General features: G+C 46.3%; 19 protein-coding genes. 10 read left to right on the top strand and 9 right to left on the bottom strand.

What is annotated here, in order from left to right; all coding sequences use genetic code 11:
* The 3 genes from ACMXI2_RS16830 to ACMXI2_RS16820 form a co-directional block, all read right to left on the bottom strand.
* The gene (locus ACMXI2_RS16830) at positions 1-1,314 is read right to left on the bottom strand and encodes a DUF1501 domain-containing protein (protein WP_483782401.1); all 1,314 of its coding nucleotides are present in this window, start codon (positions 1,312-1,314) and stop codon (positions 1-3) included.
* A gap of 180 nt (positions 1,315-1,494) precedes the next feature.
* Positions 1,495-4,233 (bottom strand): DUF1553 domain-containing protein, encoded by a 2,739-nt coding sequence (locus tag ACMXI2_RS16825; protein ID WP_483777253.1) that lies wholly within the window; start codon positions 4,231-4,233, stop codon positions 1,495-1,497.
* Positions 4,234-4,309: 76 nt separating this feature from the next.
* The gene (locus ACMXI2_RS16820) at positions 4,310-5,191 is read right to left on the bottom strand and encodes a helix-turn-helix domain-containing protein (RefSeq protein WP_483777252.1); all 882 of its coding nucleotides are present in this window, start codon (positions 5,189-5,191) and stop codon (positions 4,310-4,312) included.
* 125 nt (positions 5,192-5,316) lie between these two features.
* Between ACMXI2_RS16820 and ACMXI2_RS16815 the strand changes: the two genes are divergently transcribed.
* The gene (locus ACMXI2_RS16815) at positions 5,317-5,712 is read left to right on the top strand and encodes a hypothetical protein (RefSeq protein WP_483777251.1); all 396 of its coding nucleotides are present in this window, start codon (positions 5,317-5,319) and stop codon (positions 5,710-5,712) included.
* A gap of 3 nt (positions 5,713-5,715) precedes the next feature.
* Positions 5,716-6,093, top strand: a complete 378-nt coding sequence (locus ACMXI2_RS16810; RefSeq protein ID WP_483777250.1) for a hypothetical protein — start codon at positions 5,716-5,718, stop codon at positions 6,091-6,093.
* Between the two features lie 226 nt (positions 6,094-6,319).
* On the opposite strand, the gene ACMXI2_RS16805 is transcribed toward ACMXI2_RS16810, so the two are convergent.
* Positions 6,320-6,904, bottom strand: coding sequence for a pentapeptide repeat-containing protein (locus ACMXI2_RS16805; protein WP_483777249.1), 585 nt, complete (start codon positions 6,902-6,904; stop codon positions 6,320-6,322).
* Between the two features lie 123 nt (positions 6,905-7,027).
* Between ACMXI2_RS16805 and dinB the strand changes: the two genes are divergently transcribed.
* Positions 7,028-8,146, top strand: a complete 1,119-nt coding sequence (gene dinB, locus ACMXI2_RS16800; RefSeq protein ID WP_483777248.1) for a DNA polymerase IV — start codon at positions 7,028-7,030, stop codon at positions 8,144-8,146.
* A 195-nt stretch (positions 8,147-8,341) separates the two neighbouring features.
* On the opposite strand, the gene ACMXI2_RS16795 is transcribed toward dinB, so the two are convergent.
* The 5 genes from ACMXI2_RS16795 to ACMXI2_RS16775 all read right to left on the bottom strand — a co-directional run bounded on the left by ACMXI2_RS16795 (position 8,342) and on the right by ACMXI2_RS16775 (position 13,155).
* The gene (locus ACMXI2_RS16795) at positions 8,342-8,749 is read right to left on the bottom strand and encodes a contact-dependent growth inhibition system immunity protein (protein ID WP_079472745.1); all 408 of its coding nucleotides are present in this window, start codon (positions 8,747-8,749) and stop codon (positions 8,342-8,344) included.
* A gap of 332 nt (positions 8,750-9,081) precedes the next feature.
* Positions 9,082-9,393, bottom strand: coding sequence for a hypothetical protein (locus ACMXI2_RS16790; protein ID WP_483777247.1), 312 nt, complete (start codon positions 9,391-9,393; stop codon positions 9,082-9,084).
* A 98-nt stretch (positions 9,394-9,491) separates the two neighbouring features.
* Positions 9,492-10,391, bottom strand: a complete 900-nt coding sequence (locus ACMXI2_RS16785) for an NAD(P)/FAD-dependent oxidoreductase (protein WP_483777246.1) — start codon at positions 10,389-10,391, stop codon at positions 9,492-9,494.
* Positions 10,392-10,463: 72 nt separating this feature from the next.
* Positions 10,464-11,300 (bottom strand): ankyrin repeat domain-containing protein, encoded by an 837-nt coding sequence (locus ACMXI2_RS16780; protein ID WP_483777245.1) that lies wholly within the window; start codon positions 11,298-11,300, stop codon positions 10,464-10,466.
* Between the two features lie 94 nt (positions 11,301-11,394).
* Positions 11,395-13,155 (bottom strand): ABC transporter ATP-binding protein, encoded by a 1,761-nt coding sequence (locus ACMXI2_RS16775; protein ID WP_483777244.1) that lies wholly within the window; start codon positions 13,153-13,155, stop codon positions 11,395-11,397.
* A gap of 134 nt (positions 13,156-13,289) precedes the next feature.
* On the opposite strand from ACMXI2_RS16775, the gene ACMXI2_RS16770 reads away from it, so the two are divergent.
* The 7 genes from ACMXI2_RS16770 to ACMXI2_RS16740 all read left to right on the top strand — a co-directional run bounded on the left by ACMXI2_RS16770 (position 13,290) and on the right by ACMXI2_RS16740 (position 24,118).
* Complete coding sequence (locus ACMXI2_RS16770) at positions 13,290-13,808, top strand: DUF4251 domain-containing protein (protein WP_483777243.1); 519 nt, start codon at positions 13,290-13,292, stop codon at positions 13,806-13,808.
* A 235-nt stretch (positions 13,809-14,043) separates the two neighbouring features.
* On the top strand, positions 14,044-14,664 hold the full coding sequence (locus ACMXI2_RS16765; protein WP_483777242.1) for an HAD family hydrolase: 621 nt from the start codon (positions 14,044-14,046) through the stop codon (positions 14,662-14,664).
* 447 nt (positions 14,665-15,111) lie between these two features.
* Positions 15,112-16,971 carry a 3-keto-alpha-glucoside-1,2-lyase-like domain-containing protein gene (locus ACMXI2_RS16760; protein ID WP_483777241.1) on the top strand — a complete coding sequence of 620 codons (1,860 nt, stop codon included), beginning with the start codon at positions 15,112-15,114 and terminating at the stop codon, positions 16,969-16,971.
* A gap of 21 nt (positions 16,972-16,992) precedes the next feature.
* Positions 16,993-18,936, top strand: a complete 1,944-nt coding sequence (locus ACMXI2_RS16755) for a hypothetical protein (protein WP_483777240.1) — start codon at positions 16,993-16,995, stop codon at positions 18,934-18,936.
* Positions 18,937-19,251: 315 nt separating this feature from the next.
* Positions 19,252-19,788, top strand: a complete 537-nt coding sequence (locus ACMXI2_RS16750; RefSeq protein ID WP_483777239.1) for an RNA polymerase sigma factor — start codon at positions 19,252-19,254, stop codon at positions 19,786-19,788.
* 104 nt (positions 19,789-19,892) lie between these two features.
* Positions 19,893-20,933 (top strand): FecR family protein, encoded by a 1,041-nt coding sequence (locus tag ACMXI2_RS16745; protein WP_483777238.1) that lies wholly within the window; start codon positions 19,893-19,895, stop codon positions 20,931-20,933.
* A 92-nt stretch (positions 20,934-21,025) separates the two neighbouring features.
* Positions 21,026-24,118: a SusC/RagA family TonB-linked outer membrane protein gene (locus ACMXI2_RS16740; RefSeq protein ID WP_483777237.1), complete on the top strand. Its 3,093-nt coding sequence runs from the start codon at positions 21,026-21,028 to the stop codon at positions 24,116-24,118.
* The last annotated feature ends 11 nt before the right edge of the window (positions 24,119-24,129 follow it).

The following is a 24,129-nucleotide window of genomic DNA, read 5'->3' as shown; positions in this document are numbered from 1 at the left end:
TTAGCTTAGTATGGGTGTAATTACTTTTCCGCCGGTGTCTGTAAGGCGGAATGGCCGGCCCTGGAACTGGTACGTGAGTTTTTCATGATCAAAGCCCAGTTGTTGCAGGATGGTGGCGTGAATATCGTTGATTGCTACTTTTCCTTTCACGGCGGCATAGCCTATTTCGTCGGTTTCTCCGTAGGAAAATCCTTTTTTGATACCAGCGCCGGCCATCCACATGGTGAAGGCTTCTACGTGATGATCACGACCCAGGAAAGGCATGTCTTTGCCGTCCCTGTTTTCCTGCATGGGGGTTCTGCCAAATTCGCCACCCCATACTACCAGGGTTTCATCGAGCAGGCCGCGTTGTTTCAGGTCTTGCAGCAGGGCGGTAATAGGACGGTCAATTTCCCGGCATTTATTACGGAAGCCGTAATCGATAGCGAGGTTTTCGTCTGTGCCATGACTATCCCAGCCCCAGTCGTACAGCTGCACAAACCGTACGCCTTTCTCTACCAGCTTGCGGGCCAGCAGGCAGTTGTTGGCAAATGATTCTTTACCTGGTTGTGTGCCGTACATTTCATGAATATAATCCGGTTCCTTATTGATGTTCATTACTTCGGGTACGGAGATCTGCATTTTATAGGCAAGCTCGTACTGTGAAATACGTGATAAGGTTTCGGGGTCGCCGAAGGTGGTATATTCCTGTTTGTTGATTTCATTAATGGCATTGATGGATTCCTTACGGAGGTCCCTGCTCATGCCTTCCGGATCGGTGAGGTAGAGTACGGGTTCTCCTTTTGTTCTGCATTGTACGCCCTGGTATACGGAGGGGAGGAAGCCGCTGCCCCATACGCTTTTACCGGCATCGGGTGTTTTACCGCCGGAGGTGAGCACTACAAAGCCGGGGAGGTTATCGTTTTCGGAGCCGAGGCCGTAGGTTACCCAGGAGCCGATGCTGGGGCGTCCTAACCTGGCGCTGCCGGTTTGCATCAGCAGCTGGGCGGGGCCGTGGTTAAACTGATCTGTTTGTACTGCTTTCAGGAAGCTTACTTCATCGGCCATTGTAGCGAAATGCGGCAGGTGGTCGGACACCCAGGCGCGTGATTCTCCATGTTGGGAGAAGATGGCTTGCGGTCCGAGCATTTTGGGAACGCCGCGGATGAAGGCAAATTTTTTACCTTCCAGCAGGGAGGGAGGACACAGCTGGTTATGTAATTTCTGCAGGGCAGGTTTATAGTCGAACAGTTCCAGCTGGGAGGGTGCGCCTGCCATGTGGAGGTAGATCACGCTTTTGGCCCGTGCGGGAAACTGTGGCACCCGTGGCGCCATTGGATTACCTGCGAGGTCCAGCAGGGTTTTGCTGCTGCTGCCGCAGCTGGCCAGGAAAGAGCTGAAGGCCGCAGCGCCGAGCCCTTTTACACAATCCGTCAGGAAGTGGCGGCGGGTGAAATACCGCAGTGTTTGATCGTTTGCTTCCTTTATCAGTCGTGCGTGTTTAGTCATACCGGATCAGGATTTAGTCAGGAATTCATCCAGGTTCATAATCGCGTTGGCTACTACGGTGAGTGCTGCCAGTTCCGCCTTTTGTGGTGTATTATCTTTATGCTGCAATAGTTTGTCGGCTTCCGCGGGTTTCTGTTTGTATTCCGTGAGCGCCTCTTTATACAGTGTTTGCAATACTTTCAGTTTATTACCGGGCAGTGGTTTATACATGGCGGTTTGATAACCCCAACGGATACACGCTGCAGCGTTGTTACCACCGTTTTTCAGCATATGCCTGGCCAGTGAGGCGGCTGTTTCCACGTATACCGGATCGTTGAGGGTAACCAGTGCCTGTAGTGGTGTGTTGGTACGGATGCGCCGTTGCAGGCATACTTCGCGGCTGCTGCCGTCGAAGGAGAGCATTGACGGATAGGGGCTGGTACGTTTTTGAAAAACGTATACCGCCCGGCGGTACTGGTTGCCGTCGTCGGCGGTTTTCCAGTAGGCGCCGCTCCAAACAGATTGCCAGATGTTATCGGGTTGGTATGGCATGATGCTGGGGCCGTGCAGTTGGCGGTTCAGCAGGCCGCTCACGGTGAGGGCCTGGTCTCTTACTTCTTCTGCCGTAAGCCTGAAATGCGGGCCCCTGGCGAGCAGGCGGTTAGCCGGATCTTTTTCCTGCAGTTCGGGAGTGCTGGCAGAGGATTGTTTATACGCCGCAGATAATACTATTTCGCGCAGCATTGGTTTTACCCGCCACCTGTATTTGTGCATAAACTGGTAAGAGAGGTAGTCGAGCAGTTCAGGGTGCGATGGCGTGAAACCCTGTGTGCCAAAGTCTTCTATGGTTTCCACGATACCGGTGCCAAAGATCTGTTCCCATAAACGGTTCACCATTACGCGGGCGGTGAGCGGATTTTTTGTATCGGTGAGCCACATGGCAAAGCCAAGACGGTTACGTGGCGCTTTTGCCGGGAATGGGTTCAGGGAGTGTGGTACATCCGGCGTCACTGCTTTACCTTTTACCATCCAGTTGCCGCGTTCAAATACGTTGGTGGTGCGTGCCATTACCGGTGTATTTTCTATCATCACCGGCACGTCGTCGGGGTTTTGATTGATGAGTGATAACCAGGTATTGTTGATTTTATCATAGCCGGGTTTTCCTTTACCGGGAATGTCGTCGCGATAGGCAAACCATTCCACGCTGCACACTGCGTCTGCGGGGTTGAGGGAAGGATTGCGGAAAATGAGGTAAAGATCGTGCGTGCCTGTTATTGGCGGTAGCGGCATGCTGACAGCGAGCCGTCCGTTGGTGGGGGCCAGTGTATGTTTGATAATGGTGCGGCCATTTAAGCTGTCGAGTCGGAATTCTACGGTGCCGCCTTTGCTGCCGGTCCAGTAGTTCATGAGCAGTTGTGTTTTGCCTTCCATGTTTTGTTTGGGAAGGCGGCAGCTGCCATTATTCCTGATGCCCATGTATTTGGTATCCAGCAGGGCGCCGTTGATGTAGTTGTCGGCTACGTGTGCGTGTACTTTGGGTTCCAGTACTTTCAGGAATTCCTGTACATCTTTTGCCTGTTGGGTGGTGCCGTTTTGCGCTACCCAGTCGCTCACCTGTTTTACTTCTGCCGTACTAACGCTGTCGTACAAACGAAGTTTAGGATGTTCCATATGGGTATCTTCATCACGGGTATTATTGAGGAAGGCCATTAGTTTATAATAGTCTTCAAAGCGGAAAGGATCGTAAGGGTGACTGTGGCATTGTACGCAGGCGATGGTAACGCCCTGGAACACATCCATTGTGGTGCTTACACGGTCCATTACGGCGGCGGTGCGGAATTCTTCGTCCTGGGTACCGCCTTCGTCATTGGTCATGGTGTTGCGGTTAAATGCAGTAGCGATGAGTTGTTCGCGGGAAGGATCGGGGAGCAGGTCGCCGGCCAGTTGTTCGATGGTGAAGCTGTCGTACGGCATATCATTATTAAATGCGTCGATCACCCAATCGCGGTACCGCCATATTTTCCGGCTGTCGTCCCTTTCATATCCTTTGGTATCGGAGTAGCGGGCGAGGTCGAGCCACATGGCGGCCCAGCGTTCGCCGTAGTGTGGCGATTGCAGGAGGCTGTCTACTATTTTTTCGTAAGCGTGTTCGTCGGTGCTGGCGGCAAACTGCTGTGCCATTTCGGGTGTTGGCGGCAGGCCGGTAAGATCGAGGCTCACGCGGCGGAGCAGGGTCATTTTATCTGCTTCCGGGGAGGGTTTCAGCCCTTCCTGTTTCAGCTTTTCCTGTATGAAGTGGTCTATTTCATTGCCGTTGGCGATGGTAATATCCGGTACCGGAACATTTTTGGGAGATATATATGCCCAGTGTTCTCCCCATTCCGCGCCTTGTTTCACCCATCGGGTAAGAATATCTATTTCGGCGCTGGTGAGGGGTTCTCCCTTTTGCGGCATCCGTTCTTTTGGATCTTTGCAGGTAAGGCGGCGGATAAATTCGCTTTTTTCGGGATGGCCAGGAATGATAGCAGGCTTGCCGGATTTGGTAACGCCCAGGGCTTCTTCCCGGAACAGTACGCTGAATCCGCCGCTTTGTTTTACTCCTCCGTGGCAACTGATACAATGCTTGTTAAGCACTGGTTTTACCTCGGTACTGAAGTCTACCTTTTTATCAGTGTGACAGGCGGCAAACAGCAGGCCTGCCCCCACCGCTATAGTGAGGCTCACAGTAATCCTCAACGTGGAAAAATGGGACATTGTTTTTTTCATTGACGTCCGTAAAAATAAGCCGGGGCCACGGAATAGTGGCTAGATGATATGCTGATTATGATGGATTATCTTACGGTCAGAACTTCCTTTCCCGGTACTGATTGGGCGATACACCCATCACTTTGGTAAACATCCGGGAGAAGTAATAGGGATCTTCCATGCCAAGTTGCGCGGCTATTTCCTTGATACGGGACTGCGTGAAAAGCAGGTGCTGGCAAGCCTTCTGGACTTTCAGCTGGTTGAAATATTCGATGGGGGAGAAGCCGGTATTGTTTTTAAAGAGATAGGAGAAGTGCGACTGGGAGAGGTTTACCGCCTGCGCCATCTGCTGCAGGGTAAGCATTTGGTCCAGGTGTTTATTCATATAATCGATGCATTGATCAATGGCGTCGTGCTGCCGGGAAGGTTTTCCCGGTTGGGTGAAATCCGGGTAAATGCAGGACGACAGAAACGCCCAGAAATTCATATTGGACCAAACCAGGTTTTCATCGCGGTAGCCCCGCTGGAGCTGCTGATAGATCCGTTCAAACAGCTGGATCCTTTCCGGGGAATGGGGAAGGAACACCCGGTTGCCGTTCCATGTGCTGACCGCCGTTTGTACAATCCCATCTGCACTGCTTCCCTGGAAGTGCGCCCAGTAGATGGTCCACGGATCGCTTTCATCTGCAGTGTATTCATGCGCCCATTTACGTGGCAGCAGGAAGCAATCGCCCGCCTGGATGGTATGCGCCTCTTTTTTCAGCGTAATACGGCCTTTGCCCTCCACGCAATAAATTAAAATATGCTGCTCCGCCCCCTGCGCCCTTTTGCGGTGGTGGAACAGCGCTTTTGGATAATAGCCGATATCCGTAATGTACAGGGGAGTAAGCGTCGCCTCCCGGGCGCATTTCCTGCTCAGGATGTTACGTGGAATCACTATCATGCGCTGGCCCTGAAAGCCTTCTTTCTTCCTGATCATAACGCCGCTGGTTTTCTTCCCAAAGTAAGAAAATCCATTTTTATAACATCATGCGGCGAACGCCATCTTATCTTCTTACTATTTAATTTACCAAACTTTCAGAATATTTTGAAAATACAATAAGTTTGAATAATTTTGATGCCGAAAGCAAATACACTGATATGAACGCTATTGCTTACGTGATCTATCTCGCAATAACATACCTGATTACGGTGAAAGCGGGATGGCGGTTTTACCGCAACGGAAGGGTTTTTATCCTCGGACTGCTGGAGCAGCACCACACGCTGGCAGATGCTATTAATAATATTTTACTGGTGGGATATTACCTCGTTAACCTGGGCTACGCCACGGTGATGATCAGCACCTGGGATACGGTCCACAGCTGGACGGAAATGCTGGTGAGCATTACTGCCATGACTGGCCAGATCCTTTTATCGCTGGGCGTTTTACACTGTTTTAATATGCTTGTTATATATATCATCAGTAAAAGAAATCATTCCATTCAACCACTTAAATCATAGTATATGTCTTCCTCTTTTAATTTCTTAGCCTACATGATCTATTTGCCTGTTGTGATCAGCGTTACCTGGTTGGTAGCCTTAACCCTGTTCAAAAACAGTAAAGTATTTATGCTTGATATTTTTCACGGCAATAGTGAGCTGGCTACTGCTACCAACAAATTATTTGAAACCGGGTTTTACCTGCTGAATGTAGGCTTTGCGTTCTGGATCATGAAAATTGCGGAAACTATTTCCAACCCGCGTTCCATGATGGAAGTCCTGAGCGGCAGGATCGGCGGCTTCTTCATCTGGCTGGGCATCATGTTGTTCCTTAATTTATATCTCTTCTTCCGTGGAAGAAGAACTTCAAAAGCTAAAAGTAAAGTCATCCCTGTAGCTTAAAGCGAGTCTTCATCCATGACCCCTGCGCGGATTTTGTCTTTCTCCGGATTACACTGATTTAGAGATTTGATCATTTTTGAATTTAAAGGATTTTGGGAGATATAAGCGTACATTTTCGCTTATATCTCCCAAAATCCTTTTTATCTTTTATAAAATCCAAAAAGTAAAAATCAAGCTAATCAGTATGATCAGTGTAATCCGGAGAAAGACAAAACCCGCGCTTTTTTTATTCCACGATTTCCACCCCCAATCCATCCAGCAGCGACAATGCATCCGGCAAACTGAATTTAGCCTTTTTCACTTTATTGCTGCGTACATCAATGGCATACCGTTGTGCGCCTGCAAAATTAGCCTGGGTGAGATCTGTTTCGAAGAAGCGCGCTCCGGCGAGGTCCGTACCACTGAAATCGGCCTGTGATAAATTGCAGCCGGAAAAATCTGCTTCGTCTGCCTGGCAGTGAAGGAAGATCCCTTTTTTCAGGTTTTTGCCCGAAAAATTGCAGTAGCTCAAACGGCTGTGATGAAACTCTACGGTAAGCGCATTACGGGCATTATGCCAGGCAATGCCAATCGCTTTGCTATGTTGCAGGATTACTTTGTTGAAAGATGTTTGTTTGAATTGGATCAACGACAGATCGCATTCTTCAAAGGTGCATTTATCAAAAACACATTCTTCAAAAACGCATTCCTTCAGGCTGCATTTATAAAAATGACAATCGTAGAACTCCCTGCCGGAGATGGTTTTACCTTCCCAGATGATGTTCTCAAACTTTTTATGTTCGTGCGAAATTTCCTGATCGTAGCCGGCCACGGTGAAAAGTTTAAGGTGTGAAGGTAGCAATTATGTTTTAGCAGCGAAGCGTGTAAAAAAATCAATTTTGTGGTCTGAATAGCCAAATACTGAATATCTTTACTTTGCTTCCGGGATGTAGAAATGGAGAACAGTTCAAACAGCATACAACGAAAAATTATTCATATTGATATGGATGCGTTTTACGCATCTGTAGAGCAGCGCGATAACCCGATATACCGCGGCAAAGCTATTGCTGTGGGCGGTTCGCCGGAAGGCCGTGGTGGAGTAGTAGCCACAGCCAGTTATGAAGCGCGTAAATTTGGGGTACGTTCTGCGATGCCTTCCAAAAGAGCGTTGCAGTTATGTCCTGAACTGGTTTTTGTCCGCCCCCGTTTTGATGCTTACAAAGAGGCATCCCGGCATATCCGGGAAATATTTTCCCGCTACACCGATCTGATTGAGCCATTGTCGCTCGATGAAGCTTACCTGGATGTAACGGAAGACAAGCAGGGGATCGGCTCCGCCATTGAAATTGCCAAACGGATCAAACAGGCCATCCGGGACGAGTTGCGGCTGACTGCTTCTGCGGGAGTGTCTGTCAACAAGTTTGTGGCTAAAATAGCCTCAGATCTTAATAAGCCGGACGGGCTTACGTTTATCGGGCCGTCGTCTATTGAATCATTTATGGAAATGTTGGTGGTGGAAAAGTTCCACGGTGTGGGAAAGGTGACCGCTGATAAAATGAAAAGGATGGGGCTTTTTACCGGGGCTGATCTGAAGAAGCTATCAGAGCAGGATCTGAAAACCCATTTTGGCAAGGTTGGTAGTTTTTACTACCGGATTGTGAGGGGGATAGATGACCGCGAGGTGCAGCCGCACCGGGAAACGAAATCACTCGGCGCGGAGGATACATTTCCGTACGATCTTACCCTGATTGCTGATATGGAGGCGGAGCTGGAGAAGATCGGGAAAACGGTGTACGACCGGTTGCAGCGCTATAACCTGAAAGGCCGCACCATTACCCTGAAAATAAAATACAGTGATTTTAAACAAATCACGCGGAATCAATCCTTTCCGTTTCCGGTAGGAGATTACGATATCATTGTAGACACGGCAAAACAGTTGCTGGTGGCTACTTATCCGGAAGATAAGCGGATCCGCCTGTTGGGCATTACCCTGTCTAATTTCAATGATGCGTCGTTGAACCAGGAGAAATTACCTCCATCAGGACAGCTTTCGTTGTTCAATTTTGAAGAATAACGATTGCTTTTGCAGCCGTACAGGCAAAGGTTTCACCATCCCGCAGTATTTACTGTCAGCTGCTCCGGTAATATCATTACTGAAAATTTACGTGGAGTTGTCTTGTAGCGTATGCTGAAGGAGATGTTACAGGTTTTCCGGTGATGATGTTATTTTATGCGGGAGAAGATAAGTTGCCGCAGAAAACAACAATGGTTACATGACCAGGTTGTTACGCCAGAATTCAGGTAAGTCTATTTCTGTTTCAATTTCTTCGCTTCTTTCCTGCATCAGGTCGAGCAGGCTTTTGTGAAGGTCGGGATGTTCTTCCCAGAAAGCAGCAGGAACATCGAGTACGGCTTTCAGCAGGTCGCCGGGATACATACCGGCAGTTACCAGTACGTCGTTTTGTAATATCTCCAGTGCTAAAGGAACCAGGTAGGAAGGATTAAATGATTGTCCGATTAAGATCCGCAATTCGCTTGCGGCTAATTTTACTACTGGTACTTTAACTAAGGCAAGACATTTCTGAATTATTCCCGAATCTTGATCTGTGGCCGGTCCCCAACTCTTATTCTCCAACTGCTCCAAAGATTTATATCTCCAGATATCTTTCTTATTCATAAAAATGTGTCTCTCTTTTCGTGCTAATAAAATGTTTAATTATGAAGATGATTTCAACGCGCAATTTTTTCTTTTGATGGTGATCATCTGTCAGAACCTGCGGAGTATTGCAGGTGTTGCGGTAGCCAGTTAGTGCCGGCGGTTATAAGAAACCAGGATCAACAGGTATAAATATAATGAATATTGTTGATGGCGAAAGAAAATTTTCCACCTTTAACATTTTATGTAACAAAACGGACCGTTAAATGAACATAAACGACCGTCCGGATATGATTTATATATAAAATCCCCAGGCGGGGGGCCGGGGGATTTTCGTATAATCTGTTCCGTTATCACACGGCCCTTTGGTATTTTGGCAGTACCAGCAGTTTCACGATGCTGTGTGCTGCGGCTGACAAAACCAGCGCTATCACGATCAGGAGAGATGCTTTGCCGGGGGTATCGAATACATCGATCGCGCCGGAAACATTTTTACCGGCGAAAAGGATGGCAATGAGGCAGGCAAGGGCTCCTGTAATCCACAGGGTAATATGTGACCACAGGTATTTTCGTTTTTGAAATCCTTTTTTCCCAAAAGAGGTAAACAGGAGGTAAACGTGGGCCAGGAAAAATAAAACGGCCAAAATAGTAAGTGTTGTGAGCATGCTGGTTAATTTAGGTAATGGGAAATAATCATTTATTCCAAAATATGAAATTATTTCTACATGTACAAATAGCTGTACACAACACCCTGGCTGCTTTATTAAAATTCACTGATGATGAGCTCCCGGCTGATCATAGCGCCGGCGAGGGTTCCCGCTGCTACCGATATGGAAACGCTCCTGAAAGGATTGGTGGCATCGCCGGCTACGTATACGCCGGGTACGGTGCTGGCCTGGAATTCGTTCACTACAATATGGCCAGCCGGTGTGAGTTCACAACCCAACGCTTCCGGAACGGTGCAGTGTTGCCGGAAAGCAGGTTTGTGGTATAATGCATTCAGCGCAAGGGAACTGCCGTCTTTGAAAAGCAGTTCGCTTATTTGTCCGCCTGCATGAGTGATTTCCGCGATTTCTTTTTCATTGACGCCGATATGGTGTAGCTGCAGTTTTTCGACCTGTTCCGCTGTGAGCGTGGATGGACCGTTGGTGAATATAGTTAGCTGGCTGGTCCAGTTGCGGATCATTTTAACGTATTCAAAAGCATCGTCGCCGTTGGCCAGGATGCCGGTGGGTGTTTCCTTTACTTCATAGCCGTGGCAATAAGGGCAATGCAGTACGGAGATGCCCCAGCATGCTGCAAATCCATTGATAGCAGGCATCTCGTCTTTTACGCCTGTGGCGAATAACAGTTTTTTAGCAGCAAACTGTTCGCCTGCGGCGGTAGTAACTGTAAAGCCTTCCGTGGTGGGCGTAGCGCCGGTTATTGTTCCTTCCTGGAAATGTATTCCGGGGTATTGCAGTACCTGAACTTTGGCCGTATCCGCTATGGCGGCGGGTGTAGCGCCATCCTGTGTGAGAAAGTTGTGTGAGTGCGGCGTTTGCCGGTTACAGGGTTTGCCGCTGTCCACTATGAGTACCTGGCGGCGTGCGCGGCCCAGGGCCATAGCGGCCGATAACCCCGCATAGCTTCCTCCGGCAATGATCACATCGTATGTTTGCATATGGTGGTATTTAATAATGAAGTAAGACCGCAAAAATAATATATTGCAACGTTGTTGCAAAATTAAAATCTATCAGACGGCATCGCCGGCATTGGCACGGATGGTGGAAATATGTTCTGCTATGAGGTGAAGGCGGTAGTAATATTTTTCAAAGATATCGTCGTACATGCGGCGCCTGTTTTCCAGGAAGGCATTCAGGGCTTCATAAATAAATTCTTCAAAAGTATGGTGTTCACTCACTTTGATCACGCATTCAAACACAGGCTCCATGCTGGTGGCGAACTTTGTTTTCACCTGGATATCCGCTATGCACGTGATCATATCTTTATACAGGTTAGGTGCTTTGGCAAACGGAACATAATGGATAGCAGTAAACCCATCTTCATCATACACGTATTTATTCACTTCTTCCGATAATAAAAACTGCACGACTTCCCGGTTATTATTATGCCGGGTGGCCAGCAGCAAAGGGGTGTCCATACTGGCCAGCACAAAATTGAAGTGGATGTTGTGTTCAATCAGGATCAGCAGGATATCGGTGATCGCCGCCAGCCGGTGATGTTTAAAGATATAGGCAATGGCAAAAAGGTAATCGGCGTTGCCGATATAAAGCGACGCGCCTTTTTTCAGCAGGTATTGTACGGCCTGCGGCTTATTGGCGCCTACCGCGCAGAAAATGATTGGAATAATGCCTTCCTTCTTATAACAGATATCTGCCCCGCCTTCTTCAATCAGCAGTTCCGCCGCCTCAAAAAATATTTCCTGGTATTCAAGTAAATCGCATAGTAGTTGTGACCGTTCCTCCCGTGTAAAAAACGAGAGGTTATATCCGAGCAGGGCGATAATTTCATCTGGCTCCTGACTGTTTCTTAGCCTACGTTTCAGGTCGTACAGCGAAATTTTTTGCATAGAGTTTTCATAGTGTAATGTTAGCTGGTGGGAGAAAACCATTACATAGGATGAAAACGCGGCTGCAATGATAATGCAATATTATCAAAAAAAGTTATTTGTTTTCCTGGTGTTTCCAAAGCTCCTGGAAAGCGGCGCTATTGGCGCGCAGGTAATGAAAAGTACCTTCAGACACGATGCGGCCCTGGTTCAGCACATAAATATAATCGAACTGCGGCAGCAGGTGCAGCCGGTGCATAGCAGAAATAATCGCTTTGTCGGAGAATGCCTGGAACATCTTTTCATAGATCATGGCCTCGGTTTTAGGATCTACGCTGCTGGTGGGTTCATCCAGCAGGATCACCTGGCTGTTGCGGGCTGCAAGGATGCCGCGGGCCAGCGCCAGCCGCTGTTTTTGTCCGCCGGAGAGGTTCACGCCTTTTTCACGGATGTCGGATGCCAGTCCTTGTGGCAGCATTTCCACCACTTCCGAAAAGTGGGCGCTGCTGCATACGGCCATGATCTCATCGGGTTGGAAGGGAAGGCCGAGCGTAATATTATATTCGATGGTATTTTCAAAGATCTCCGGTTCCTGCGGGAACAGGGTAACACTTTCATTTACGGTGGCTAACGGTAACGTCTCTCCGTTTACCTCTATCACCACGCCGGGTTCCGGTTCGTATAGTCCTCGTAAAATAGCCAGCAGCGTACTTTTTCCGCTGCCGCTTTCACCAATTAACGCGATCCTTTTTCCTTTTTCAATCAGGATGTGAAGGTCATGCAGTCTTTGCGGAGCGGCGTTATCCTCATAGGTAGCTGTATGCGAAAAGCTCAGGGAGCTGATAGTGATCTGCTGCCAGTAAACCGGCAGTTCCGGCGCTGCGTCTGCACGGTGATGCTGCGTATAGGCGTCGCTGATATTGCCGGCAGTGTCTACAGCGGTATTGTATTGCACCACGTCGGTATATTGCCAGGCAACATCCTGGAACACGCTGGTGAACTGGTTTACATAGCCCAGGAGGGTAACCAGCCCGGCCACATAAAACATTTCTCCCGGTACCCAATGCTGGAAAACATAGCCTATAGTAATAACGCAGTAAATAAGGGTGATCATCATTTCTGCTACAAACCATTTCCATTCGTTGATCAACGTGTTTTTCCTGAAGGGCGACAAGATGCGCTGCACTTTTGCCAGCAACCCGTTTTCCATGCTCTTTTCCAGCCGCAGGGTAATAATGGTCATGATATTGGAAAGGCTGTCGAACAACGTGGCGGATACCACATGTTCCCCTTCATTTATTTCATTGAGCGTTTTGATAAAGGGGCGGTCGAACCGCAGTACGATCCATATGCACAGTACGCCCAGCGCGATGCCGATGCCGCCGTACAGGGGAGAAAAATACAGCATGGCGATCATGGAAAACAGCAGTTTACAGATCGCATGGAGGTACATAAAGCCTCTTTCAAAAAATTCTTTCAAGGCTTCATATGCTTTTCTTATCCGGTTGATCACGGAGCCGCTATGATTATCCTGGTGCCATTTTACGGGGAGGTGCAGGGCCTGGTGGTAGCGTTCCCGGAGGAAGTTGCGGCTCAGGTTAAAAGCCAGCTGCCGTTCCATCACGCGGGCGGGGCCATGAAAGCACCATTCCATGAATTTAAGTCCGAAGTAGGAGGCGGCAAAGATTATCGTATACCGGGGCAGATGGGCGCTGTCGCGCTGTATGCTTCCAATAAACCAGCCGAATAACACCGGGTTCAGGGAAAAGATCACATTCGCCATCAGGAACAGGAAATACACCAGCAGGTATTTTTTACGCTCTTTCCGGGCATATTTCCAGGCGGTTTTCAGTAACGAGATATATGGGTTGGGCATGTTTCCGGGTTTAATCATTGGCCCTTAAAAGTAACATTTTAACGCCAATTTGTATTTCCGCTGTGGTGAACAAAACGTGCAGCCGGCTGTTATGGTACGATATTAGCACTTCCCCTTATGTAAAAACTTACCATATGAAAAGGTTCTTTGTATTAAAAACAGCGGTGCTTCTCTTTATAGGAGCCCTTCTCTCTACCGGTCTTTTTGCACAGGAAACAAAGGCGCAGCAAAAAGCGGATAAAGTGGCTAAGATCAAATCCCTGATAGATTCGCAGAATTATGTTTTTGTAGCGCAGAATGCCTTGCCCATGAGTGGCCGCATGCGTAATCTTACATCAGAGTACAACGTGATAGTAGGGGCGGACTCCGTGATCAGCTACCTGCCTTATTTTGGCCGGGTTTATACATCCGTGGATTATGGCGCTACAAAGTCGCCACTGGATTTTAAAACCAAATCTTTCGACTACAACGCCACCCCAGGTAAAAAGGATGGCTGGAATATTACCATTAAGCCAAAAGATCACAGATCGGTACAATCACTGAACCTGAGCGTTTCCAGTGAAGGATATGCGTCGCTCCAGGTAACCAGCAGCGACAGGTCGCCGATCAGCTTTAACGGCTATATAACAGAAAGAAAAGTTAAAAAGAAGTAACGCGGATGTTGTCTTTCCCAGGATTAAACTGATTATGCTGATTTTACTTTTGGGATTTTATAAGGATTTTAGAAGATTTGGGAAGATATAAGCAAGAACATCTGCTTATATCTTCCCAAATCTTTTAAAATCAGAAGTGATCAAATCAACCCAATCAGCATAATCAGGTTAATCCCGGGAAAGACAAAATCCACCATGTTCTTCTTACATTAGTGTAACAATAAATTTTCTGCAAATGGATAACCACGTAAAGATTACGACACTGTTCCTGGACATAGGCGGTGTATTATTAACCAATGGATGGGACAGGGCCGCGCGTAAACTGGCAATACAAACTTTCGGGCTGGATGCATTAGAAACGGAAGAACGGCATCACCTCACTTTTGATACTTATGAAGAAGGTAAACTTACGCTGGATGAATACCTGAGCCGTGTGATATTTTATGAGAAAAGATCTTTTAGCCGGGAGGATTTCCGGGAATTTATGTTTGCCCAATCGGCGCCATATCCGGAGATGCTGGAGCTGATTCCGCAGCTGAAAGAAAAATACAAGCTGAAAATTGCTATTGTTAATAATGAAGGAAGAGAGCTGAATGAGCATCGTATCCATCATTTTAAGATCAGTCGTTTTGTTGACTTTTACATTTCCTCCTGTTTTGTGCATTTCCGCAAACCCGACGCAGATATTTATAAAATAGCGCTCGATATTGCGCAGGTAAAACCTGCGGAAGTGGTGTATGTGGAAGACCGCTCCATGTTCATTGATGTATCTGCCGGTTTGGGTATCAATGGCGTTTGTCATACCGATTATGAAAGCACCCTGAAAAAACTGGCGGTTTTCGGATTGGTGTTATAGATCGCCTTCGGCAATTTTAAATTGTCTTGGAGCAGGATTATGCTGATTGTACTGGTTTTCTTGATTTTTATTTTTTCTGATTTAATAATAATTAAGGGAGATATAAGCGGATATATTTGCTCTTATCTCCCTTAATCCTTTATCAAATCCAGGCAGTAAAAATCAGTGTAATCAGCGTAATCCTGAAAAAGACAAAATTCGAGGCGATTTCCCTCCTTATTTTTACCGCTGGTGTAATTTTTTTCCCCTCACTAACAACTTTCTTACAATTAATTTCTATTTTGGCACCCGTGATTCAAATTTAGTCCAGTCCCACGTTTAGCGATAGTTGAGAATTTAAATTTCATTAACAATTGGGGTTGCCTATATAAAAAATAATGATGCATCAGCTGTAAGGCTAAATGCATTTAGCAATCAATGTAAACTTTTTAAAAAAAATCCAGATCTATGCTTAGATGGAACAAGTTCCGTCCAAAGTTGAAGCAGTTACGTGTGTACGACCGGAGAACTTTGGTATTGATTTTAAGTATTGGCAGTTGTCAGCAGATGATGGCACAGAACAAATTGCCGTTAACAGATTTATCTGCATTTCAGCAGCCTGCAGCCAACTGGCGTATAGCCGGCGGCGTTAAAGCAGACCTGCAACAGAATAACCTGCTGCAAACAACTGCAGGCACGGGCATCCTGGTAAACCTGCCTGAAAAGAATGCACATGGACAGGACCTTTTCAGCACCCTGCAACACGGTGACCTGGACCTCGAACTGGATTACATGATGTCTAAAGGCTCTAATTCAGGTATTTATTTGCAGGGGAGGTATGAAATCCAGCTGCTCGACAGCTGGGGTACTTCAGCTCCCCGTGCTTCCGACAACGGAGGGATCTATGAACGCTGGAATGATAGCAAACCGGAAGGACAGCAAGGTTATGATGGTCATGCTCCCCGCCAGAACGTAAGCCGCGCGCCCGGTTTATGGCAGCACATGAAAATTTCATTCCAGGCGCCCCGCTTTGATGCCGCCGGCAATAAAATCGCCGATGCCGTTGTCCTGAAGCTGGAACTGAACGGTGTAACCATCCAGGAAAATGTAGTGCTTTCCGGACCTACCCGTGGCGCCGTGCAAAATAATGAAGTGGCTTCCGGGCCGCTCCGTATCCAGGGAGACCACGGCACTGTGGCTTTCAGGAACATCGTGATCAATAACTTCAGCGCCCCCAGACCAACACTGGAAGGCGTAAAATACAGCGTGTACAAAGGCGGCTTTGATAAAGAACCCGACTTTGCTACCCTGAAACCTGTAACTACCGGAACTTCCACACTGCTGACCTCCAACATTGCTGGTTTGCCGGACAATGAGTTCCTGGTGCGTTATACTGCTACCATTGCCATTAAAACAGCCGGTAAATACCACTTTAACCTGCATACTTCCGGAGGTCCGGGTGTATTGAAGGTGAATAACCAGCCTGTTATCACGCCACGGGGCTGGGATGGCCGCGGCAGCATTGAATTGCAACCCGGCAGTTACCCGGTGGAAGTGCTGTATGCCAAAAATACCGACTGGGCAAAACCATCCATCACTTTATCGGTGAGCGAAGCCGGTATCCGCGACTTTGTGATCAGCGATACCAATGTACCCGTGGATGATCCTACCGATCCTATCCTGGTAACAGCCAACGAAAACACCGTATTACGCAGTTTCATGGATGTACGTGGCGGCAAACGCGTGGTACACGCCGTATCTGTAGGCAGTCCTGCCAAAGTGCATTATACCTACGATATGGACAACGGCTTGCCCTTCCAGGTATGGCGCGGCGAATTCCTGAATACTACTCCTATGTGGCACGACCGCGGCGATGGTTCTTCCCGTCCGCTGGGTACTGTGCAGGTGCTCACCAATCAGCCTGCGCTGGCCATCGGTAAACTGGCCACCAAAGAAACTGCCTGGAGCGCGGATACTACCGGTACCGGCTTCCGTCCAACCGGATATGCACTCGATGAAAGCGGCAAACCTACTTTCCGTTATAATATCTATGGTACTGCTGTAACAGATGATATCAGCGTGCTTCCGGAAAACCAGGGCATCCACCGGACTGTTACGGTGCAGCAACCTGCTTCCGACCTGTATCTGCGTATAGCCGTAGGTGATAGTATTGAGCAGGTGTCTCCGGGATTATATGTGATCGGCGACAAATCTTATTATGTGAAGATGGATGATGCCAAAGCGAATCCTATTATCCGCAACCAGAACGGCCGCGCGGAGCTGATAGTGCCGGTACAGGCGAAAACAGGTTATGCGGTTATCTTCTAAGCAGCAACACTAATGACTATTATGAAACTGAATTATAAAAGTATTACAGCAGGAATAGCCGCAGGTATGTTCCTGATGACAACGGCCATCACGCCTGTAAAAGCACAGGAGTCCCCGAAGGAAGAGGACTTTTTCCGCATTGCGCGTATCAGTTCACCCGAAGGTACCCTGCTGGAAGTAGGCGGTTTATGCACCCTTCCCAACGGCGACCTGGGCGTAGCCACCCGCCGCGGCGATATATTTATAGTAGAGAACCCTACCAGCAAATCACCTTACTTCAGGAAAGTGGCCTCCGGGCTGCATGAAGTATTGGGACTGGCCTATAAAAATGGTTCCCTCTACTGCGCACAACGCGGTGAACTCACCAAAATGACCGATACCAATATGGACGGTAAAATGGACCTGTTTGAAACCGTGTACTCCTGGCCTTTGTCCGGTCACTATCATGAATACAGCTTTGGCCCGGTACTGGGCACAGATGGCTCTTTCTTTGTTTCCGGCAACGTGGCCTTTGGCGATGAAGAATGGTGGCGCGGTGAAAGCCGGGTACCCTGGAGAGGCTGGATGATGCACATTACAGAAGACGGTAAAATGGAGCCATTTGCGACCGGTTTCCGCTCTCCGTGCGGACTTGGCACGATCGATGGAGAACTGTTTTATACAGAGAACCAGGGCGACTGGATGGGTTCCGGTGGTTTAACCCACGTGAAAAAAGGTAGCTTTGTTGGTCATCCCGCAGGTTTACGCTGGACCAACCTGCCTAATTCCCCGGTAAAACTCACCACAGAAGCACTCTACAGCAAAGTAGATCCACGTTTCCGCAGAGATGCCAACGGCCGTGCTATCAAACCCGAAAACGTAGAGAATGAAAAGTTTGTGACGCTGTTTGATATGAAGAAATATTTCCCGGAAGTACAGCTGCCTGCAGTTTGGCTGCCACACGGTATCCTGGGTATTTCCAATGCACAGCTTACCACCATTCCTGAAGGAGCCTTTGGCCCGTTTGCCAAACAGGTGCTGATTGGCGACCAGGGACAGAGCAAAATTGTACGTGTATACCTGGAGAAAGTAAACGGTGAGTACCAGGGTGCTGCCTGGGATTTCAGAAGCGGCTTCCAGTCGGGCGTACTGCGCCTCGCCTGGGGTAAAGACGGTTCCCTCTTTGTAGGTGAAACCAACCGTGGATGGGGTTCTGCCGGTGATGCCAACCAGGGCCTGCAACGTTTGGTATGGAACAATAAAGTGCCGTTTGAAATGAGAACTGTAAGCGCTATGCCTGATGGTTTTGAAATTACCTTCACTTTACCGGTAGATAAAAAGTATGCAGAAGATATTGCTTCTTACAATGTAGAAAGCTTTATCTATAAATATCACCCGGTATATGGCAGTCCTACTGTTAATTCAGAAAAGCTGACCATCAAAGGTGTTCAGGTGTCTCCCGACGGTATGAAGGTGCGTCTTGTGATCGACGGGCTGCGTCAGTACTACATCCATAAGCTGTCGCTGAATGGTATCCGTACCCAGGAAAACTCCTATTCACTGGTACACCCTGATGTGTACTATACCCTGAATAATATTCCTGAAGGCGCAAAGCTGGCGGTTTCCACACTGAGCACTAAAAACTCTGCTGCCAAACCAGCTACCACTGCCACGAAAATAGCAGATGCAAAAGCCGCTTCCACAGCAGCCAAAACAGCTCCTGCAAAGGCGCTGACTTACGAGCAGATCAAACCGTTGCTGAACAAGTATACCTGTTCTTCCTGCCACAATCCTGATAAAAAGCAGGTGGGACCCGGTTTCCGCGATGTAGCCAAAAGGAATTACTCTGTAGCCAAAATCCTGGCGCTGATTAAAAACCCCCAGGCAGAGAACTGGCCCGGCTATGCTACACCAATGCCGCCGTTCCCGCAGGTGCCGCAGGCAGATGCCACGAAAATAGCTACGTGGATCAATTCACTGAAATAAGTTAATAACATAATAATGGGGCTGACCCGAAAGGTCTGTACCCGCAAAAAAGAAAAACATATGGCCCGCCCTGGCGGGCTATATGTTTTTAATGCTATTCCAAATTCCTGTTGTTTGTGACCGTAGGTAAATTTTAAGGGGTAACGGATCAATGCTCGCAGGAGAAACTAACTAATTTGTTTGGATCAGTCAATGTACACTGGGTATCATTAGCTACGGATATTAAAGAGGTTCCCAAAAGATAATTAAAAAATAATCTGCCGAAAAAGAAATTCATTTCCCTTTTGACCACCTTGCAAAAAAATGTAGGATGGCATGGAACATCTTGTTATCAAAATAAAAAACAGCGATTATAGGGCTTTTTTGGACATATACCGGCATTTACATAAGAAAGTGTATCACTTTTTTCTAAAGAGAGTTCCATTGCCTGAAACAGCTGAAGAGCTAACACAAGACAGCTTTACCAAGCTATGGCATTATCGGGAATCTCTTTCACTGGAATATACATTGGAGAAACAACTATTTACGATCTGTTATAGCTTATTGATTAATTTCCTAAAAAAGGAAGCAAAAGCCCGAAAATATAAAGTTGACTATTTCCGGTGTATTGATAAAGAGGAGGGCAATGTTGATGACTACAATAAATTTGAAACGCAAGACCACTTTATTAGCGCAATTGATGCCCTGACACCCGCCAGTAAGCAGGTTGTTTCCTTGAAGATAGTTCATGGTTATTCCAACCAGGAAATCGCAGACAAACTTTCTGTTTCGCCCAAGACGGTAGAAGGCCATTTTACAAAAGCCCTGAAAATATTACGGAAAGTAATTAACTGCGTAATGGGCATTCTTTAATCCTGCCTGATCCCTGATCTTGATGTTAAGTAATTGTTACCTGCAAGGGTTTCCCTTCTTTTCCTTTGTATATATTCATAATAAACGGGTGTTACACTTTTTCAATGGAATCCATACTGACTGACGAGCAAATAGAACGGTTTTTAAATGGCGATTGTTCAGCCGAAGAATATGCACATATAGTAAAGATAGCTGAACAAGATCCGACTTACCAGTATCTGTTGAAAAACTGGGAGCAAACTGATCCCAAAAGTTTCTTAGCGGCAGACGTAAGTAAAAGAATGTTGGATAACATCAGGCAAATGACCCCGTATCAGAAGTCAGGCAGGATGTGGATAGCAGCGGCATCTGTTGTAATCATTTTGTTAAGCACTGTTGTATATTATATACTACAGCCTGTTAAAAATATTAACCAGGTAGCAAAACTGGAAAGTAAAAAAGCTTCAGCTGTTGCATGGAGAACACTAAGTAATGATTCAGTTGAAATAGCTACCTACCTGCTTCCGGATAGTTCAACAATAAAGTTGTACAAAGGGGGAGTAGTAAAATATGAAGAAGGGTTTGGTACTGTATTACAAAAAAGAACTATACACATGAAGGGAAAGGTATTCTTCGAAGTAGTCAAAAATACAGACCGGCCATTTACTGTATATACCGGTACAGTTTCAACTACGGCGCTAGGTACCAGTTTTATGGTAGAAGAAAAGGGCGGAAGTGTTTGGGTAGTGTTGTATACTGGAAAAGTACAGCTAAAAAAAGAGGTAGATTCATTACGTGGTTGGACAGGGGATATATTCCTGACACCAGGTCAAAAAATGAACTACGATAAAACGAATGGCTATTGTAAAATAGTTATCAACAAGAAGTCAGACAGCAATTTTTCCAGCTTAAAAAAGCCGGTAAAACCAGAAGGGTTTACATTGTTCTTTAATAACACCTCTCTCACTGAAGTTATGGACAGCCTGGTTGCAAAATATAAGGTGCCTATACAGTACAATAAAAATGAAATATCAGAAAGGTATTTTTCTGGAAATATTAAATCAACAGACTCTTTGCCTGTCATTTTGAAACTGATAGGACAATTAAACGGGTTAGAGATAAGCCCCGATGGAAAAGGGTATAAGATAATCGTCAAGCAAGAATAATCTATTAAATAAGCGGCAATCACTAGTGATACGTTTCTTCAGGAACGTAAATAGAATTGGTTTGCCCATAAACAATCAAATAAGAACTATTTATGAAATGTGTATTTAAAGCATGTTGGATACTAGGCTTCATGCTACTGCTCCTAAAAAATGAGACCAAAGCACAGGAACCGCTGGTTGCTACAGTAAAGGGTTTCGTGACCAATGAAAATGGAAAATATTTGCAAGGGGTAACCGTTAGAGCTACCAATAAGCTAACCAACCATGTGTCACACTCTTTGACTGACAGCGCGGGGCTTTTCGTGTTTAAGAACCTATTGGTAAATAACCAGTACAATTTTGAAGCATCTTTTGTGGGTTATGTAACAGGTCGATCTGACAATTTCGAAGTAAAGCAAGGGCAGACAAATTCTATATTGATCAGGCTGGAGAATTCCAATCAAACGCTCCAGGAATTGGTAGTGGTAGGTTATGGGGTACAGAAAAAGGTAAATGTTACCGGCGCAATAGCTGTTGTATCAAAAGAGGATTTGGAAGGACGCCCTATTACCAATTCTTCCCAGGCTTTACAAGGGGTTCAGGGTGTATATGTAAACCAGGCAGGTGGCCAGCCAGGCGCTGATGGTGCTACTATCAGAATCCGAGGTATGGGATCAATAGGTGGTGCAGGGAAATTAAATCCATTGGTGTTGGTAGATGGTGTAGAGTATAACCTGAATGATATTAACCCTAATGATATTGAAAGTATCAGTGTATTGAAAGATGCTGCCTCCTCGGCTATTTATGGTTCAAGGGCTGCAAATGGGGTAATACTCATCACCACCAAAATGGGAAAGAAAGAGCGCTCTACTATAGAGTACAATAACTATTTCGGTACGCAGAAAGCAACCTATTTACCCGACCCTGTTGATAATTCCGCAGACTTTATGGAAGCCTATAACAAGGCGATGGTTAACCAAGGGGGCGTTCCTTATTATTCTGAAGCATTAATTAATGAGTTCCGTACAAGTCCTACCAGTTTAGTACATCCCAATACCAATTGGATGACAGAAATGTTTAAGCCGGCTTTTGTACAGGAGCATAATCTTCGGGTTTCTGGCGGTACTGAAAAAAACAGGTATAGTTTGTCGGGTGGATACCTGGACCAGGAAGGCGTATTAAAAGGGATGACAGGGGCAAAACGATATTCACTCAACTTGAAATTAAACTCCCAGGTTACTAAAAGACTGAATGTAGATGGATCCGTAATGGTAACGCGTTGGAATACAGATCAACCTGCTGATGGTATTACAACCCTTATGAACCGTCTCAACAGGATGGTGCCTATTCAACCCGCTGGAAGAATGGAAAATGGCAACTGGCCGGATAGCTGGGTGTTGACACCCGGGCAAAATTCATTTCAAAACCCTTTAATATGGGCTGAGGAATCCTGGAGAAAGGAGACAACGAACCGCTTACTGGCGAATATCGCGCTTGAATACAAAATATTCAAAGACCTTACCTATATGGTGCGGGGAGCCGTGTCATATGGAACGCTCGATATTGATCAGTGGTATCCGGAGGTTATGATGTATGATGTAAAAACCGGGGATCCCAAAAGATATTGGAACTCAGTTACTACAAGGCTGGGATATCATAATCAGGAACAGCGGTTAAGTGTATACCAAACATTTTCGTACAAAAAAGATATTGGCAACCATTCTTTTAATGCGATGCTTGGTTCCAGCGTAGATAATACCACCTGGCATTATTTACAAGCTACCAAGCAGGGTTTTCCTGCATTGGAATTGCAGGAAATAAGTTTGGGTACTGCTAATCCCCAGGCTTATGGAAGCCGATGGGAAGATGCATTGCTTTCTTATTTTGGAAGGATACAGTATAACTATAAGGATAAATACCTTTTTGAAGCCAATAGCAGATATGATGGTTCTTCACGATTTGCAGACGGCAACAGATGGGGACTTTTTCCCTCCTTCTCTGCAGGATGGAGAATTTCCAGGGAAAGCTTTATGGACGATGTAAAATGGGTAAAGGAACTTAAATTAAGAACATCATGGGGCCAGATAGGCAACCAGGAAATCGGGCGCTTTCAATATGTAAATGCAGTAAATCCTGGATATGGATATCCATTTGGAGGCATATATAATGCGGGATCTGCTATTGTACAAAGCCGTGATGCCAGTTTGAGCTGGGAAACTACAACCATTACGAATGTTGGTCTTGAATGGAATCTATTTGATGGAAAACTTTCAGGAGAAGCAGAATGGTTCCGTAAAAGAACAGATGGCATTCTGAGGACGCAGACCTTGCCTGACCAGGTTGGCGCTTTGGATGGTCCTGTTAGAAACATGGCGGTAGTAGATAATGTTGGTTATGAAATAGGAATATCACACACCAATAAAATCGGAAGTAATTTTTCATACAACCTAAGCGCGTATATAACAAAAATCAGGAACGAGGTCGTTGATCTTCAAGGTGAAGTTATTATTGATGCAGCGGGTGCACGCATTACCAAAAAGGGATATCCTATTGACTCCTGGTATGTGCTTAAAACAGATGGATTGTTTCAAACACAGGAAGAGGTAAAAAACTATCCGGTTATTACCAACCGTGTTGGACCAGGTGATGTTAAATATGTTGACCTTAATGGAGATAAAGTAATTAATGGTGATGACCGTTATATAGCCGGCAACACCTTTCCTGAGTATACTTATAGCTTTAACGCAGGTGTAAAATTTAAAGGGTTCTCTTTACAGACATTTTGGCAAGGGGTTGAGAATATTGCAGTACGTCCCAACGGGAATATGGCATCGCCGTTTAACAATGGGGCTGGACTTACCAAGAACTGGCTAACAGATTCATGGACGCCGCAAAATACTACCGCATCACTTCCTCGTATTACCACAAGACACCAATATACAGCCGAAAACTTTTCTGATTCGGATTTCTGGCTAAAGGATGCATCTTATCTAAGGCTAAAAAACATACAGTTATCATATGATTTTTCACCGGCTTTGATTGAGCGAATAGGCATAAAAAAATGTCGCCTGTTTGTAAATGGTCAAAACCTTATAACATTTACCAAGGTTAAATATTTTGATCCGGAAAGAACCATTACACAAAACAATTTTGATCAATACCCTACAGTAAAAATGTTTACCGCAGGATTAAATATCACCTTATAAATATCAGCAGT

The organism is Chitinophaga sp. G7 BAM 1005 (assembly GCF_057126945.1).
The sequence above is the reverse complement of the archived record's forward strand: the minus strand, read 5'-3'. Positions and strand labels throughout refer to the sequence as shown.

Bases quoted from the DNA above. Each gene is read 5' to 3' on its own strand.
- ACMXI2_RS16830 (WP_483782401.1), bottom strand. From the start codon at position 1,314: ATGGCGCCACGGGTGCCACAGTTTCCCGCACGGGCCAAAAGCGTGATC.
- ACMXI2_RS16825 (WP_483777253.1), bottom strand. From the start codon at position 4,233: ATGAAAAAAACAATGTCCCATTTTTCCACGTTGAGGATTACTGTGAGC.
- ACMXI2_RS16820 (WP_483777252.1), bottom strand. From the start codon at position 5,191: ATGATCAGGAAGAAAGAAGGCTTTCAGGGCCAGCGCATGATAGTGATT.
- ACMXI2_RS16810 (WP_483777250.1), top strand. From the start codon at position 5,716: ATGTCTTCCTCTTTTAATTTCTTAGCCTACATGATCTATTTGCCTGTT.
- dinB (WP_483777248.1), top strand. From the start codon at position 7,028: ATGGAGAACAGTTCAAACAGCATACAACGAAAAATTATTCATATTGAT.
- ACMXI2_RS16795 (WP_079472745.1), bottom strand. From the start codon at position 8,749: ATGAATAAGAAAGATATCTGGAGATATAAATCTTTGGAGCAGTTGGAG.
- ACMXI2_RS16790 (WP_483777247.1), bottom strand. From the start codon at position 9,393: ATGCTCACAACACTTACTATTTTGGCCGTTTTATTTTTCCTGGCCCAC.
- ACMXI2_RS16785 (WP_483777246.1), bottom strand. From the start codon at position 10,391: ATGCAAACATACGATGTGATCATTGCCGGAGGAAGCTATGCGGGGTTA.
- ACMXI2_RS16780 (WP_483777245.1), bottom strand. From the start codon at position 11,300: ATGCAAAAAATTTCGCTGTACGACCTGAAACGTAGGCTAAGAAACAGT.
- ACMXI2_RS16775 (WP_483777244.1), bottom strand. From the start codon at position 13,155: ATGCCCAACCCATATATCTCGTTACTGAAAACCGCCTGGAAATATGCC.
- ACMXI2_RS16770 (WP_483777243.1), top strand. From the start codon at position 13,290: ATGAAAAGGTTCTTTGTATTAAAAACAGCGGTGCTTCTCTTTATAGGA.
- ACMXI2_RS16765 (WP_483777242.1), top strand. From the start codon at position 14,044: ATGGATAACCACGTAAAGATTACGACACTGTTCCTGGACATAGGCGGT.
- ACMXI2_RS16760 (WP_483777241.1), top strand. From the start codon at position 15,112: ATGCTTAGATGGAACAAGTTCCGTCCAAAGTTGAAGCAGTTACGTGTG.
- ACMXI2_RS16755 (WP_483777240.1), top strand. From the start codon at position 16,993: ATGAAACTGAATTATAAAAGTATTACAGCAGGAATAGCCGCAGGTATG.
- ACMXI2_RS16750 (WP_483777239.1), top strand. From the start codon at position 19,252: ATGGAACATCTTGTTATCAAAATAAAAAACAGCGATTATAGGGCTTTT.
- ACMXI2_RS16745 (WP_483777238.1), top strand. From the start codon at position 19,893: ATGGAATCCATACTGACTGACGAGCAAATAGAACGGTTTTTAAATGGC.
- ACMXI2_RS16740 (WP_483777237.1), top strand. From the start codon at position 21,026: ATGAAATGTGTATTTAAAGCATGTTGGATACTAGGCTTCATGCTACTG.